We start from the raw sequence: 15,321 nt of genomic DNA, 5'->3' as shown, positions 1-15,321 counted from the left end.
TTTGCCCGAATATTGGGGAAGCATTGTGAGGTGAACGAGAATTAGAATTTATTGTGTCTACTATGCTAGACCGATTGAATAAAAAAGATACTATGGAACTACCTAGGTTTATTTTAGGCGACAATACCGATTATCCGAACGCCATTTTTGTTATCCATACCGAATACCCGCGGTTTATTATCAATCTTGAAAACGATGAGGTGGAATGGCTGGAAGAGTTCGGCAAGGAAGACCAGTCGGAGTTAGAGAGCGAAGCCGGTAATTTGATTGAGGCGGCCACCGCTTTTTACGATCGGGAAGTTTCCCGTTATGAGTCCCAGTAAGTATGGAGGCCCTTATTGATTTCGATAAAGAACTCTTTTTGTTTTTAAACGGACTAGGTACCCCAACTTGGGATGGTTTCTGGATGTTTATGACCAACAAATGGTCGTCCATACCGCTTTACCTCGTCTTACTCGTGACTTCATTTAGATTTTTAGGTAAAAAACATACCTTGGTTTTATTGCTTTGCGTGGCGGCCATGATCGGGGCAACCGACCAATTGGCCAATGCTTTTAAATACGGTTTTGAACGGCTACGCCCTTGTCACGACGAGAGCATCAATAGCCTCATGCGTTTGGTAAAACCCTATTGTGGGGGGCAGTTCGGCTATTTTTCGGCCCATGCGTCTAATGCCTTTGCCACGGCCACTTTCTTTTCGCTATTGTTTACCCAACGATTCAGATTAGGGGTATGGGTAATTCTAGGGCTCTTAGTTTGGTCCAGTTTGGTGGCCTATAGCCGCATTTATATTGGGGTGCATTTTCCGCTCGATGTATTGACCGGAATGGCCATAGGTGGCGTTTTAGGTAGCCTTTTCTTTAGGTTGTATATATTTGCGCTAACTAAACTCCCCAAATGATATCCCAAAAGCGGTATTGGTTCTTAATGCTATTGATCGTACTGGTTTTTATTGCCGGTATGTTCGTTACCCTCTTCGAAAACGATTCGGCCCAATTTGCCGTTATGGCCATGCGCATGGTACAGGAAAACGATTTTCTGAACCTTTTCAAGGGGCCCCAGGAGTATCTGGACAAACCCCATATGCATTATTGGCTGGCGGCTTTTTCCTATAAGATTTTCGGTATTCACGACTGGGCCTATCGTATTCCGGGTATTTTGGCCGGACTTTTAGCGGCCTATAGTTGTTATGGTTTAGGTAGTCTTTTGTACAACCGTTCGGTGGGTAAATTAGCCGCTTTGGTGTTTTTAACTTCCCAAACCATTGTATTGGCCCAAATAGATGTGCGTACCGATTCAGTGCTTACCGGCTTTACCGCCTTTGCTATCTGGCAGTTGGTAGCCTACATCCAAAGAGGGCATTGGTTTCATATTGTTCTAGGTGCCTTGGGAGCCGGATTGGCCTTTTCAACCAAAGGTCAGATTGCTTTGTTGGTCATGGGCTTTCCCATTTTATTTTACTTGTGGTACACCAAAAAATGGCATCGTTTGTTCCATTGGAAAAGTATCTTGGCCCTGTTGGTTTTCGGTTTGGCCATCTCACCTATGCTTTATGCTTACTACCATCAGTTTGATTTGCATCCCGAAAAGGTAATACGCGGTAGGGATCATCGTAGTGGTATCTTTTTTATTTTTTGGGAACAAAGTTTCGAACGCTTGAGCGGCCAGGGCATGGGTAAGAACAGTAGTGATTATTTCTTTTTCTTCCATACCTTTCTTTGGGTCTTTTTACCCTGGACGATCATGGGGGTCTTGGGTCTTTTCTCCGGTTGGAAGAAATTCTTCGCCTATAAAGGTAAGTTCAACCCGGGCTATGAATGGCTGACCTTGGGTGGCATTGCCGCCATTTTCTTGGTCATTAGCTTTGCCCAGTTTAAACTACCCCATTATTTGAATATTACCATTCCGCTTTTTGCGGTGCTTACCGCCGCTTATGTTTATCATTTATATATCGATAGTAGGGAATTGTTCTTAAAACGCCTATTGGGGGTACAATACGGGATACTTGGCGTGGTATTTATAGCAACCGTACTGTTTTGCTTTTTGGTTTTTCGGGCCGAAAGTATTTGGATACTGCTTTGGCTGGGCGTACTGATCGCTTTGGCCGTGTTCTTTATCCTGAGGCGGGAAGGGGCCTATCATAAGATTATTACCCTGACCGTATTAACCTCGGTTATCTTGAATTTTACCATGAATTTGGTGTTCTATCCGGCCCTGTTGAAGTACCAAGCGGGGTCTACCATGGCCGAAAAGGTGGCCGAGAAGCAGATTCCGGTCGATAAAATCTATAAGTTGGATGGAGGAAGCCATACCTGGGGGCTGGATTTCTACAATAAAAAACCGGTAAAGATTACCGATATTAAAAAAGTGGTAAGCCTGCATGATGTTTGGGTATACGCCACGGATGCCGAATTACAGGCTATGAAAAAAGCGGGCATGGACTGGGACGAGCAAATCACCGTAGACCAGTTCCGCATCACCCGATTACAGGCCAAATTCTTAAGACCGTCAACCCGAAAGTCGGTGTTGAACAAACGCCATTTGGTACATATTTATTAGTCCAAATCCGAAAGTCGAACGTCCAAAGTCGACATGTATTTTTGGCGGGTATTGCTTTTGATGTTTCAGGAAAAATCATATACGATTCCACTAAAGCGTGGCCCAAAACCAAATAATCAATATTCAATAAACAATAATCAATTACTACGGTTTCGCTTTTGGTACAGCGCAATGGCCTTCCGGTAGTTCTGGGCCCCGGTCAAACTCTGGTCATGAATGAACCCATCGAGTTCCGGATGTGTTTTTTTAATCCATGGGACCAAAGAATCGAGTTGTTGTTGCCAAACCGAAAAGTTGGCATCATGATATTCCAATACTTCGATTTGCCTTATTTTCCCATATGCCATGGTAATCTTATAGGTGCAGACGAAAGGGTTGTTCTTTAAAAAAGCATAACGCTCCGAGGCCGAACTTACCTTGGCCAAAAGGTAGTCTTCCTTTTCCTGGATATCGATAACTTTATAAGAAGGTTTAAACACCGAGTCCCAGGCAAAATATGCGTAATACATGGTTTTGGAATAGTTGGTGTTATGGGCGCCTTCAGTTAGGGTTAAAGTATCGGCAAGTAAAGGTTTAATACGTTCAAAATTACCGTTATCGAAGGCTTGGTAGAATTCCTGAACGCTTTGGGCAGGTGTCATTTCTTTGGGGCCACAACTACACAAGACTAGAAATAGAAGTGTGATACATACGCCCTGAGTAATAAATTGATTTTTCATTATTGATGCCTTTACTGTATTTCGAAAATGCCTATAACCCTATAACTTTTACCATCGGCTTTGGTACTGAGAACTAACTCCCCATTTGGGTCGATCCCGATACGAAGGTCGGTACGATTGTTTCCGGAAAGGGTTTTAAAGTCGGTTTTTTTTCCGCCTATGGAGATACTCAATTCTTGAATGGACGCTTGTGTACCCGATGCGATATCATCGGCATGCACCATATATAGCTTCCCGTGTACAATGCCCCCGAATATATATTTTCCTTTTAATTCCGGAATTTCCCCTAGGTATACATAACCTCCGGATATGGCATTGGTCTCATCGTGGTCGAATTGTATTGTCGGTGCTTCAAAGCTATCGACTTCCTTTTGGGCCAGGGTATAGACTTTATCCATATCGGTTTGGGTGTCCATGCCAAAGGTGCCTTCACGTTTGGGCCAGCCATAATTTTTTCCGGCTAGTATCAAGTTTACTTCCTCAATTTGCTGATGCCCGATATCGGTGGCCAATAGCTGACCATTTTTAGGGTTCCAAGTCAGTCGGTGCGGATTACGGAAACCATGGGCCCAAAGTTCTCCAAGTGCATCCGAATCGTTACTATAGGGGTTGTCTTTTGGGATGCCATAATTACCATTGGTACTGTTGTTCCCCCTTGGGTCGATCCTAAAAATACTGCCCCAGGCCCGAGATTTACTTTGGGTGAGTTCGGTGTATTTGTTTTCTGCCGAGCCCCCGTCACCGATACAGATATAGAGCATACCATAATCGGCATCTTCTTTTTGGGCCAAGGGGTTAAATGCAATTTCTTGCATGCCGTGTATACGCGTTACAAAGTCGATTCGGAAAAGTTCTCTATGTGTCCCTCGAAAGGTTTGGGCCGAGGGTTCGGATTGCTTCCATTCGGTAACTACCCATTGCAGTTTTTTGGGTATGCTATCGTCATAAGTGAAATCTGCCCTAACGGAATCCCGGATTTCCTCGGCATGACTGGTATAGAGCAGTCCGTTCGCTTCAAATTCAGGATGAAAGGCAAAACCTCCAAAACCGGTACCCAGTCCGGGTTTATGTTTAAAATGTTCGAAATAATCCGTAATCTTCAAATAAGGGATGGGTCTGTTTTCCAAAATTTCATACATAACCCCATTCAGGTCTTGTGCAAACCATCGGTTGGCGTTGGGGTGCATCGGGGCTATCTTATTGATGCGGGCCACAGGTGAGCGCTCCGAGCTATGGGGGAATGCGATAAAAGGTTCCAGTTCCAATGCTAAACCACTATGGGGAATGCGATCCGGTATGGGGTCGGAAATATAATCCCTTTCGGTTACTGTTTGGGGTTTAGCTTTTTTTTGGGTGTGCAGATAGGCCATAAGCTGTTGGATGGCTTCCTCACCTAAATGACCATAACCCGGCATTTGGGTCTTGAATTTTTCGAATAAGGCCACGGCCCTGGTATCTCTGGCCTCGATTAGGGCCGAGGGGTTTTGGATGAATTGGGAAAGCCATTGCGGGTCTACCGACTCGGTTACCCCACTTAGGTTAGGCCCGATACCCGTACTTTTAAACGAATGACAAGCCACACAATGGGCTTCGAAAGTGGTTTTGCCCGCGCTAATTGAAGCGGAATCGGTACGGTAAGTGGGTGTGTTTTGACAAGACCATAACAGGGCCAGGCCAAATAGGGTCTGGACAACCCTAGAATAATGTTTACGTTGCATTTGATTCGGTTGAGTGCCTCAATATAAACCAAATCAAGAAGTTTGGGACGGCTTTAATACCAAGGACGGGTAAAACTCGACCAATGACGGTAGCTTTAAGCTGTAAATTGGCCCTGAAGCAGCAGTTTGGGTTTGTTCAAATGAAAATAGATACCTGTAAGGGAGACCAAGGCGGTAATAAGAAAGAAAAGCACGCTGATACTTATGGCAGTCCCTTCTTGTAACAGCAACCATTCGGCCCCATAATAAAAGGTAACCTCCCGGCTACCGATACCCCCCAAGGTCAGCGGGAGAACGGCCACTATGGATGACACCAAGAAAATCAATAAATAGGCCCAAAGCTGTTGTTCAACCCCCAGTGCAAGACAAATACAATACACACTAACCAGTTGTGCGGCCTGTACCCCGGCCGAATACCCAAAGGCAGGCCAGAATTCTGGAAGCACATATTCGAAAAATTTCTTATTCAAGGCCCAAAATACCACAATGGCCAAAACCATGAGAACGGGCACGGCCCATAAATAAGGTTGTATCAGGTGGATTTCTACAAAGAACAATAGTATGCAACTAAAGAGAAACAAAAGCAATAGTCCGCTTAAACGGTCAAGTACCAAAACCCCCACTACCTTTTTGGTGCCTTTTTGAAATTTCTTTTGGATAACATACCCTTTATAGGCATCGCCACCTATTCCCCCGGGAAGAAAAAGGTTGTAGAACATGCCCAACAGCGCTAAAGCAAAATTACTCTTATGTGAAAGCGGAATATCCAATCTATGGAAATACCGATTTACCCGTAGGGCCGAAATGGTCTTGGAGAGCACGAAAAAGAATAAGGCAACACCTAGGTAGGCATAATGGGCCGTTTTAAGTGTGGTGCCGATTTCTGCTATATCTATTTTTTTGTAAACGAAATAGATAAGCAGGATGCTAAAGGAGATCTTAAGCGCCGTAAGCGCGGTTTTCTTAAACTTTTTGGTCACCTATGCTAACCTTTTTAATGCGATACGGACGTTTGCTCTGACTTTCGTAATAGGTGCGTATCAACAATTCCATTACAATTCCGATGGTAAACAGTTGAATACCCCCTAGAATGAACATCATGCCAAAAGTAAGTAGGGGGCGGTTACCGATATCCTCTCCCATAAACTTAACGATTACCAAATAGATATTGATGAAAATACCAAGAATGATAAGTAGCACCCCGAAAATACCGAATAGGTGAATGGGGCGTTGAAAATACTTGCGAATGAACAACAACAGCATCATATCGGCCACTACCTTGAACACTCGTTCGAGTCCGTATTTAGATACCCCGAACTGTCGGGCATGGTGCTTTACCGGAACCTGTTTGATCTGTCCGCCTTCCAAATGGGCCAAGAGGGTAATAAAGCGGTGCATCTCGCCATAGAGGTTAAGGCCTTTGGCGATGTCTTTGGTAAATACCTTTAAGGCACAACCATTGTCTTTGATATCGAGTTTGGTCACCCGGCGCACCAAAAAGTTCGCGATTTTAGAAGGTATTTTCTTTACCAAGGAATCTTGACGTTTCTGTCGGATACCGGTAACCACATCGTAATCGTCGGTCAGGGCATATTCGAGCATGGCCGGGATATCGGAGGGGTCGTTCTGTAAATCACCGTCCATGGTAATTATATATTCCCCTTCGGCATAATCGATACCGGCGGCCAGGGCCAAACTTTGCCCATAGTTCTTTTTAAGTTCGATCAAATGTACCTTTTCATCCTGCATCCCTTTAATGACCTTACGGGTATCGTCGGTAGAAAAATCGTCGATATAAATAATCTGGTAATTATATCCAGGAAGGGCCTCGTGGATTTTTTGGGTCAGTAAAACGGCATTGTCCTGCTCGTTATACATGGGTATCACTATAGATAATAAGGCCTCGGTAATTGGCTTCATGCGCTGGGTTTTTGGCAAAATACGTAAACTGGGCCGCTAGCGGTGCATTAAAGAACCATATGCCCGTTACGAATTCGCCACAAATGTAGTTAAAATTGCGTGGGTTTGGATGGTCACGTTCCTTGGCAAAAACAATTTAAGACGGTTTTGGGGTTTCACTTTTTGGTTTTAAATACCTCTAAAAGTCGTTCTGCGGCGGCAAAGGGGGAGGTTTCCTTGTTTTGAACCGCCAGTAGCGTCTTTTCAAGCCCGTCTTTGATGCCTGGGCTATGGTAAAAATCTTGTATCAACCTATCTTCTATGGTTTGTATGACCCAGTGTTTGTTCTGGGCATCTCGGTTACGTTTAAAATGACCGTTTGTTTGGGTGTGGTTCCAAAATTCCAGTATCAATTCCCATATAGGTCGTATACCGGTATCCTCTAGGGCAGAGGCCACCAACACCTTCGGAATCCAATTATTGGGTTTCGGCGGGAACAAATGAAAGGCCCTTTCGAATTCGGTACGGGCCAACTGGGCAGGTTTAAGATTGTCGCCATCGGCTTTGTTGATGACAATGGAATCGGCCATTTCCATAATGCCCCTTTTAATGCCTTGTAGTTGATCACCAGCACCGGCTAGTTTCAACAAAAGGAAAAAATCGACCATACTGTGTACGGCGGTTTCACTTTGCCCAACACCAACGGTTTCGATCAGAATAACATCATAACCTGCGGCCTCACACAGCACAATGGTCTCTCGGGTCTTACGGGCTACCCCGCCTAGGGAATTACCAGAAGGGGAGGGGCGTACAAAGGCAGCTTCGGCCTTGGTAAGTTCCGACATACGGGTTTTATCGCCCAGAATACTGCCTTTACTGAGACTGCTACTGGGGTCAACGGCCAAAACGGCTACTTTTTTCCCCAGTTGAAGCAACAGCATACCCAAACTTTCAATAAACGTACTTTTGCCCACCCCAGGTACCCCAGTAATACCTATACGGATACTTTTGCCACTATGGGGAATGCAAGAGGCGATAATGCAGTTAGCGTCGTTTTGGTGGTTGGGTTGGGTACTTTCGATTAGGGTAATGCCCTGTGCCAAGGCCGACTTGTTGCCGTCTAGAATCCTTTGGGCCAGCGCAGTTGGGTTTTGTTTCTTCCGTTTAAGTGTGCGGCGATGACCCAACGGGGCCAAATGGGCTTCCGTTCCTTTGGAAACCCCAGCTTTTTCAGACAATGCCGATTTGTTCGATTTTTTCAACGCCTTGTTTTTAAAGGATAGGATACCCGGAATTATTGGGTTGACCCCATCTGGAATTCCATAATATAAAAATACGAAGAACCCCTGTTTTCAGAGCTGTTGGATGGCTTTATTTTGAGAGGGGAATCCGTATTTTTTGGGTGTCCCAATGAATGTACAGATAGAGGGCCCCGTCTTCTTCAAAATCGAGGGTGAGCTGTTCTTTTGGATTCGTGGTTGTTACAGGCACGGTAACCTGTACCACATCGGACTTTGGGTTTCGGGTGGTTTCGGCCCCGCCGCTTGCCAAGGTCACTCCCCAATCGGGCACCTCACTATTAAAATAGATTTCCCATTCCTCAGCGCCAGGTTTGGTCCATAATGAATAAATACCGGCGGGTAAAGGCTTGTCTATGATTTTTATGTCTTGGGTGGTAGCAAAGGTGGTAGGTTCGTTGGCACCAGTACGCCAGACTTTACCAAAAGGCACCAATTCCCCAAAAATGACCCGGTCTTTTTTCGAGGGGGCCGAATAATGGGTACGCAGGTCCCAACCGTTAACGACATAGGAAGCCGTTGTTTCCGGGCTATGTTTTTTGGTTTGTTTACGTGCCAAGGGCATGCCTACAAAATACAATAGGGCGCCTAGTACGACTACAGCGATTACGATACGTTTCAAGATTTTCATGGCTTTGTTTTTCAAAATACCTAAGATAAACAATCGAATCGAAAAGTCATTTGGTGGTGGTAGGTATCGCCCGGTTGTATGGTCCATTGCGGAAAATGGGGGTTGTGAACGGCATTCGGGAATCCTTGGGCCTCAAAGCATATGCTGCCATCGCCAGGTTTAGTATAAATGACCAAGGCCTTTTGGTCGGTGCTGAGCTCCATGCGTATTCCCGATTTAGGGGAAAAGGCCGAGCCGGCAATGTTACCCTCATCTAAGGCAAAAATACTGTCGAACCTTTTGGTTTTGATGGGGCGGGGGGTGGTAAAATCATTATCTAGTTCTCCAACGGCAAGCAATTGGCCATTTGGTAGCAGGTCTTCGCCCAAGGCGACCTGTTGGGTAGCGTTCAGTATCAATTCGTAATGGTCTATTTGGGGCGAATCATCGAGTTGAAAATAGGCATGATTGGTCAGGTTGACCAAGGTGGGTGCATCTGTAGTGGCCTTGTGGGTAATAACCAATTGTTGATCTACCAGGGTATAACTTACCCATACTTTTAAGTTTCCGGGATAGCCTTCTTCCCCATGGGCACTTTCGCGAAACAAGGTCACCGACGGATTATTTCCTTCCTCAACAGATTCAATTTGCCAAGTCTTTTTTGAGAACCCATTGGCTCCGCCATGCAAATGGATGCCGTTTTCGGTATGTAGAGGGTAGTGGGTACCATTCAAAGAAAACCCGTTATTAGAAATGCGTCCGGCCACGCGACCAATACAAGCTCCGCGATAAGCGGAATCGGTAAGATAATCTTCAGTAGTAGGGCAACCTTTGATCAATTCTTGAATGCTTCCATCGGGTTTTGTGAGCTGTAGGCTATGTAGAATAGCCCCGTAATTCAGTATCTTAACCTTTAATAAACCGTTGTCGAGTTCCACTTCCTTCATCTGCAAAATCTTAAAAAGATCATAAAAGTAAAATATTTTGCAACAGGGCCGAATAGGGGTCGTCTTTAAAATAGACAACAACATCAATCAACAGTAAGTAGCGAGATCAATGCTTCAAACCGACCTGATAAAAAAATGTAGGCAGAACGATCGAACGGCCCAAATGGCCTTGTATCGAAAGTATTGCGACGGCATGTTTCATGTAGCCTTACGCTATGTACGCCATGATGCCGATGCGGAGGATATATTACAGGAAGCATTTATCAGGGCTTTCTCCAAATTGGATCAGTACAAGGGCGAAGTGAGTTTTGGGGCTTGGTTAAAACGGATAGTCATTAATAAATGTATCGATTTTATCAAGGCCAAAAAAGAATTGACTGTTGGTTTGGATGAAGGTTTTGTGCATTTGGCAGATGATAACGATTGGGAGATGGAGACCGATGTGAGCATGGCCGAGGTGCATGCCAGTATGGAGGCCTTGCCCGAAAAGTACCGCCAAGTGGTATTGTTGTATTTGGTTGAAGGGTACGACCATCAGGAAATATCGCAGATACTGGGTATATCGGAAACCGCTTGTCGTACCCGATTGCTAAGGGGAAAAGGAAAATTAAAAGAACGATTAAAAGAAATAGTGTATGGCACGGGATCTTAAAAAAATGGTAAAGGAAGGCTATGCGAAATCCGATAGCACCTTATCAAAAGACCATGAGGCGCGCTTTTTAGAAAGGTTGAACCAAGAATTGCCGGAACAAAAAAAACAGGTCAGCTATACCTGGTGGCGCATGGCGGCGGCAATAGCTTTGATCATTGGATTAGGGGCCATTTGGATGCTGGTTAAGGATAGCGATGATTTGACCGACCCGCAAACCGGAATTACCCAAACTGATACCCAAGACACCTCGGAAACGCAAAATGCGATTTCGTTAGGAAGCCTTTCGCCCGATCTAAAAAAGGTAGAAGACTATTATTTGGCCACTATAAATATGGAGTTGGCCAAGTTACCGGTATCCAGTGCCAATACACACTTGGTAGAGGGCCATTTGGCCAAATTGGAGCAGCTCAATAAAGAGTACGAAAAATTGAACCATGATCTAAATACCCTTGGGCCAAATGAAGAGACCATTAATGCATTGATCCAAAACCTACAGTTACGCTTGAAGTTGTTGTACAAGCTAAAAAACAAATTGGATGAACTTAAAACATCAGAGCATGAGAACGAGCAGCAAGATATTATATAGTGTAGTTATATTATGGGCTAGTATTCCGCTTTTATATGGGCAGAAGCAAGAACGTACCATTACCGAAACCTTCGATGTCAATGGCGATGCCATAGTCGATGTAAATACCCAAAATGCAGATATCACTTTTGAAACCTGGAACAAGAACCAGGTTAAGGTAGAAGCCAAGGTGATTTTGGAGGATATGGAAGTCGAAGAGGCCGATGCGTATCTGAAGTCGAATCCGGTAGAGATAATGGGAAATAGCAAAAAGATAAGTATAGAGACCGTAAACCAGGGGCACTGGGCGGGCAATACCGAGTTTAATTTTGTAATGCCCGATGTGCCCGAGCTTTCCTTTATGCCAGATATCGAGTTCCATATGGAGAATTTCGTAATGCCGGAAATGCCCGAGATGCCTGAAATGACGGAGTTGCTCGAGTTGCCCGAGATCATACAGATACCGCCAATGCCACATATGGGTATGTCTGAATTCGATTATGAGCGCTATAAAAAAGAAGGCGACAGCTATATGGAAGAATGGCAAAAAGAAATGAAGAAATATTTGGATACCGAGTATAAAGCCGAATTGGAACAGTGGAAAGAAGAATCCAAGATACATCGGGAAGAGTATAAGAAGCAGCGTGAAGAAATAATAAAGGAGCGTAAACGGGCCCAGGCAGAAATGGTAAAAGAACGCAAGGCCATACAAAAAGAAATGGCCCAGGCCCGTGCCCAACAAGCCGTTGAACAACGAAGGGCTCGTGCAGAGGTACGACAGGCGCAACGGGAGGTAGAACGCCAAATGCAAGAGGCCGAAAGACAGGTACGGCAAGCCATAAGATCGAGCAGTAAAACCGGATTTGCCTATAGTTTTGGCAATAATAAAGTGGTCATGGGCGGGCATGCTTCGAACCATGTCAAGATCCATATCAAAGTTTGGATGCCCAAGTCAGTAAGACTTAAGATCAATGCCCGCTATGGCGAGATCAAGTTGGCCCAGAACACCAAGAATATCGAGGCCAAATTGGCCCACTCAAAGTTGTTGGCCCGTACCATAGATGGGGAAGATACCTATGTGGTCGCCTCTTATACCCCAGTACAGGTAGAGGTTTGGGATGCCGGTAAACTTAAGACCGATTTTTCTGAGAAGGTAGAGTTGGCCAAAGTGGGGGAGCTGTCCCTCGATTGTCAATCTTCCGAGGTAACCATAGACGAAATCGGAAAAAAGGCTTTGATCAATAATGCTTTGGGTAATGTAACCATTTTAGCGGTGGGGAATCAATTTTCCGCTTTGGATGTAAATGTTGAAAATGGGGAGCTGTTATGTGAGATGCCGCAGAATGCACAACTCTATATAAATGGTCTCCAGTCAGAAATCGAATATCCGTCGACATGGAAACTACAGCGCAATGAGGCCTCTGGTGGGGTTGTACATAAAGGCAGCCTTGGGAAGTCGGGTGGTAAGGTGAATATTAACGCCGAGTACTCCGAAGTGGTACTTCGTTAATCATATGAATACAAACGCAAAAAGGCGCCATTGGGCGCCTTTTTCGTTTGGGAATTTCTTGGTGTTAATGTGCCTCTTTTTTCAGTAACTGAGGGAAGCGTTCTTTAAAACGGTTTAATCGAGGTACGGAAACCTGTTGTACATATCGGTTACCCGGATTCAATTTTTCATAATCCTGATGGTAATCTTCTGCCTTATAGAATTTTTTAAACCGTTTTACCTGGGTCACGATTTTGGACGGATAAACCTCGGCTTCCTCCAAACCTTTGATAAAGGCCTCGATAATTTGTTTTTCGGAATCGTTCTTGTAAAATGCGATAGAACGGTATTGGGCTCCACGATCCGGCCCTTGTCTATTTAAAGTGGTCGGGTCATGAGATCCGAAGAAGACCGTAACCAAGGTTTCAAAAGAGACCACTTTAGGGTCGTAATACACCTCTACGGCCTCGGCATGTGTGGTTTTGCCATAACTTACTTGTTTATAGGTCGGGTTCTTTTCTTTTCCGCCCGAATAGCCTGAGATTACTTCTTCAACCCCTTCTACACTTTCATAAATGGCCTCTACACACCAAAAGCAGCCACTGGCAAAATAGGCGGTTTCGAATTGGCTTAAATCCTTTTTCTGCTTTTCGGTCTTGGTTTCCTCGGTTTTGGACACAACCGTTTCGGCCATTTTATCATTTTTTGGTTTGGAATGACAACTTATAGTGAGTAGTGCCAAGGCCAAGGGCATAAGTTTCTGCAACATAATCTTCATTTTTTGGGTTAGTGGGCCCACAGGGGGTAACCTTACAAAGGTAAAGTACAATAGCAAGTCCGCAGTCTTCACATGTCTTTCTTTTTTTTTAGGATTAGGGCTATGGTCTCCCATGCATTTCATCGATAAAGTGTAGGTTCCTACGATGAGGTGACCGCCCGGTTGAAAACTTTCATCGGACATTTTTCGCACTTGGGCTATGTTTTTGTCAGATACCGAAAATACTGGGGTTTTGGGCGGTATGTGGTAGGGTCTTAGGTCGGGGTCGGACTAGTTTAGCAGTGTAAAACCCCGGTAATAATGAAAGCTATTGTAACCTTAATTTTAGTAGTAGCCATTGGCACAACGGCCGCTGCACAGAAACCACAACCTACTTTGACCAATACCGTAGAAACGGAGCAATGGGTTAAACAAGAAAAAGAACAAAAAGAAAAGGCCGAACAAAAAGTAGCTCGTTTACACAAGTTCAGAACATCGCGTGTAAAGAAAGCCTTGGCTTTTAAAACGAAAAAGAACAAAGCCAAATTGGCGTAAACATATAGAAGGGTGCCCCGTAACCCTTAAAAATGGATAACTAAATAATCCTTCCAAAGGATTTTAAAACTTGCATGAAGGGGCCGCTGGAATTGGCCTGGTTGTTAAGACGGGGGTTTTAGGGCCTTTATACGGTGCCCCTCGTGCATTTTTTAATAGTGAGGATGCTTTTATCCAATAAAACATATACGTCATTTTCTTTTCCATGGAACGGAATAGGTGGCGAATCCTAATATAATAAGAGGAAATAGGCCTGGATTTAGAAGGCCTGTTTGTGATTTTGGTCGATAAAATGCATGGAGTTTCGGTCAGAGGTAACGTGCCCTAAAAACCGTTATCGGAGATTTTTTGCACTTCTCCGAACTTTTCGTCAGATACCGAGTTTAGGGGGTGTTTCAGCGACCGATTTCCGGTCGAGGTTCTGCTGTGGATTTACTTTGGAAGTGTAAAAGCACAACAGTTATGAAAGCCATCATCACCATCATCATCGTACTTCTTCTAGGATTCACCGCTCAGGCCCAAGACCAAAAAGCCACTACTTTAGAGCTTCCGGTTCAGACCGTAGTATTGGATGTTGAGATTACTACCCCAGCTGTTGAGCACATCGAAACTGAAGAAAAGACCATCGAGGTGGCCCGTCTTCACAAGTTCCGTACTAGCCGAGTAAAAAAAGCTTTGTCTTTCAAGACCAAAAAGAACCGTAAGATGTTGGCTTAATTAAAGCTGAGAAAATAGATAATAGAATATAGATAATAGAATATAGAGAAAAGACAAAATGCAAAGAGACTTCTGGTAAGGAAACACCAGGTCTTTCTCGGATAAATTGATTTAGGCGCTTCGAAGGTCAATACTTCTTAGGGCTGTTATTCATATATAAAGCTACCACTAGTAAACGGTTGATCGGATACGGTTTCTAGAAGGTTAGCTGGGTCGTCTTCATTGAATGGGCGACTACTTCGCTGCCCAAGTGGTTCCACAAGGGTTGTTCGTATGGAGCGTTTCCTGTTCCATTACTGCTTTTTTGAATTGTAAAGCTGAGGCTGCCATCGTTTAAATGCAGCTTGTTTCGGCCAGATGTAACGCGCCCTAAAAACCGTTATCGGAGATTTTTTGCACTTCTCCGAACATTTCGTCAGATACCGAGTTTAGGGGGTGTTTCAGCGACCGATTTCCGGATGAGGTGCTGCTGTGGATTTACTTTGGAAGTGTAAAAGCACAACAGTTATGAAAGCAATCATCACCATCATCATCGTACTTCTTCTAGGATTCACCGCTCAGGCCCAAGATAACAAGGCTACTACTTTAGAGCTTCCTGTCCAGACCGTAGTATTGAATGTTGAGATTACTACCCCAGCTGTTGAGAACATCGAAACTGAAGAAAAGACCATCGAGGTTGCCCGTCTTCACAAGTTCCGTACTAGCCGTGTAAAAAAGGCTTTGTCTTTCAAGACCAAAAAGAACCGTAAGATGTTGGCTTAATCAAAACCAAGGTTGCAAATCAAATCTTAGTTTCGAATACCCGATTACCTTTTCAATATTTCCATGACCGGATA

Annotated in this window: 17 protein-coding genes; 9 read left to right on the top strand and 8 right to left on the bottom strand. The window is 44.4% G+C overall.

The features are described 5' to 3' along the window. Positions 1-92 precede the first annotated feature (92 nt). The 3 genes from B7P33_RS01605 to B7P33_RS01595 are packed head-to-tail and all read left to right on the top strand — an operon-like array spanning position 93 to position 2,559. Positions 93-323 carry a hypothetical protein gene (locus tag B7P33_RS01605; RefSeq protein WP_097440748.1) on the top strand — a complete coding sequence of 77 codons (231 nt, stop codon included), beginning with the start codon at positions 93-95 and terminating at the stop codon, positions 321-323. A gap of 2 nt (positions 324-325) precedes the next feature. Next, the gene (locus B7P33_RS01600) at positions 326-901 is read left to right on the top strand and encodes a phosphatase PAP2 family protein (RefSeq protein ID WP_097440214.1); all 576 of its coding nucleotides are present in this window, start codon (positions 326-328) and stop codon (positions 899-901) included. Further along, the gene (locus B7P33_RS01595) at positions 898-2,559 is read left to right on the top strand and encodes an ArnT family glycosyltransferase (RefSeq protein ID WP_097440213.1); all 1,662 of its coding nucleotides are present in this window, start codon (positions 898-900) and stop codon (positions 2,557-2,559) included. The genes B7P33_RS01600 and B7P33_RS01595 overlap by 4 nt, the downstream gene beginning before the upstream one ends. Positions 2,560-2,696: 137 nt before the next feature. On the opposite strand, the gene B7P33_RS01590 is transcribed toward B7P33_RS01595, so the two are convergent. The 7 genes from B7P33_RS01590 to B7P33_RS01560 all read right to left on the bottom strand — a co-directional run bounded on the left by B7P33_RS01590 (position 2,697) and on the right by B7P33_RS01560 (position 9,750). Beyond that, positions 2,697-3,278, bottom strand: a complete 582-nt coding sequence (locus B7P33_RS01590; protein WP_141402368.1) for a hypothetical protein — start codon at positions 3,276-3,278, stop codon at positions 2,697-2,699. Between the two features lie 11 nt (positions 3,279-3,289). Next, the gene (locus B7P33_RS01585) at positions 3,290-4,996 is read right to left on the bottom strand and encodes a PQQ-dependent sugar dehydrogenase (protein WP_097440211.1); all 1,707 of its coding nucleotides are present in this window, start codon (positions 4,994-4,996) and stop codon (positions 3,290-3,292) included. 95 nt (positions 4,997-5,091) lie between these two features. Next, positions 5,092-5,976, bottom strand: coding sequence for a lysylphosphatidylglycerol synthase transmembrane domain-containing protein (locus B7P33_RS01580; RefSeq protein ID WP_097440210.1), 885 nt, complete (start codon positions 5,974-5,976; stop codon positions 5,092-5,094). Continuing rightward, positions 5,960-6,916, bottom strand: a complete 957-nt coding sequence (locus tag B7P33_RS01575; protein ID WP_097440209.1) for a glycosyltransferase family 2 protein — start codon at positions 6,914-6,916, stop codon at positions 5,960-5,962. The genes B7P33_RS01580 and B7P33_RS01575 overlap by 17 nt, the downstream gene beginning before the upstream one ends. A gap of 155 nt (positions 6,917-7,071) precedes the next feature. After that, positions 7,072-8,157, bottom strand: a complete 1,086-nt coding sequence (meaB, locus tag B7P33_RS01570) for a methylmalonyl Co-A mutase-associated GTPase MeaB (RefSeq protein ID WP_097440208.1) — start codon at positions 8,155-8,157, stop codon at positions 7,072-7,074. A 109-nt stretch (positions 8,158-8,266) separates the two neighbouring features. Then, entirely contained in the window at positions 8,267-8,824 is a 558-nt protein-coding gene (locus tag B7P33_RS01565; RefSeq protein ID WP_097440747.1) for a DUF2911 domain-containing protein, read from the bottom strand. Positions 8,825-8,844: 20 nt separating this feature from the next. Next, complete coding sequence (locus B7P33_RS01560; protein ID WP_172435823.1) at positions 8,845-9,750, bottom strand: aldose epimerase family protein; 906 nt, start codon at positions 9,748-9,750, stop codon at positions 8,845-8,847. 109 nt (positions 9,751-9,859) lie between these two features. Here B7P33_RS01560 and B7P33_RS01555 point away from each other — a divergent pair, with 109 nt between their 5' ends. Genes B7P33_RS01555 through B7P33_RS01545 form a run of 3 tightly spaced genes read left to right on the top strand, consistent with a single transcriptional unit; the run spans position 9,860 to position 12,477 of the window. Continuing rightward, the gene (locus B7P33_RS01555; RefSeq protein ID WP_097440206.1) at positions 9,860-10,402 is read left to right on the top strand and encodes an RNA polymerase sigma factor; all 543 of its coding nucleotides are present in this window, start codon (positions 9,860-9,862) and stop codon (positions 10,400-10,402) included. Then, positions 10,386-10,988 carry a hypothetical protein gene (locus tag B7P33_RS01550; protein ID WP_097440205.1) on the top strand — a complete coding sequence of 201 codons (603 nt, stop codon included), beginning with the start codon at positions 10,386-10,388 and terminating at the stop codon, positions 10,986-10,988. The genes B7P33_RS01555 and B7P33_RS01550 overlap by 17 nt, the downstream gene beginning before the upstream one ends. Then, the gene (locus B7P33_RS01545; protein WP_097440204.1) at positions 10,960-12,477 is read left to right on the top strand and encodes a hypothetical protein; all 1,518 of its coding nucleotides are present in this window, start codon (positions 10,960-10,962) and stop codon (positions 12,475-12,477) included. Before B7P33_RS01550 ends, B7P33_RS01545 begins: the two co-directional genes overlap by 29 nt. Positions 12,478-12,541: 64 nt before the next feature. On the opposite strand, the gene msrA is transcribed toward B7P33_RS01545, so the two are convergent. Further along, positions 12,542-13,234 (bottom strand): peptide-methionine (S)-S-oxide reductase MsrA, encoded by a 693-nt coding sequence (gene msrA / locus B7P33_RS01540; protein ID WP_097440746.1) that lies wholly within the window; start codon positions 13,232-13,234, stop codon positions 12,542-12,544. Between the two features lie 300 nt (positions 13,235-13,534). Here msrA and B7P33_RS01535 point away from each other — a divergent pair, with 300 nt between their 5' ends. From B7P33_RS01535 to B7P33_RS01525, 3 genes are all read left to right on the top strand, one after another. Further along, the gene (locus tag B7P33_RS01535; protein ID WP_097440203.1) at positions 13,535-13,768 is read left to right on the top strand and encodes a hypothetical protein; all 234 of its coding nucleotides are present in this window, start codon (positions 13,535-13,537) and stop codon (positions 13,766-13,768) included. A gap of 462 nt (positions 13,769-14,230) precedes the next feature. Next, positions 14,231-14,485 (top strand): hypothetical protein, encoded by a 255-nt coding sequence (locus tag B7P33_RS01530; RefSeq protein WP_097440202.1) that lies wholly within the window; start codon positions 14,231-14,233, stop codon positions 14,483-14,485. A gap of 507 nt (positions 14,486-14,992) precedes the next feature. Continuing rightward, positions 14,993-15,247, top strand: a complete 255-nt coding sequence (locus B7P33_RS01525) for a hypothetical protein (protein ID WP_097440201.1) — start codon at positions 14,993-14,995, stop codon at positions 15,245-15,247. Positions 15,248-15,321: the final 74 nt, after the last annotated feature.

This window comes from Sediminicola luteus (assembly GCF_002514735.1).
Taxonomy (GTDB): domain Bacteria; phylum Bacteroidota; class Bacteroidia; order Flavobacteriales; family Flavobacteriaceae; genus HQA918.
Note: the sequence above shows the minus strand (reverse complement) of the source record. Positions and strands in the feature narration are given on the sequence as shown.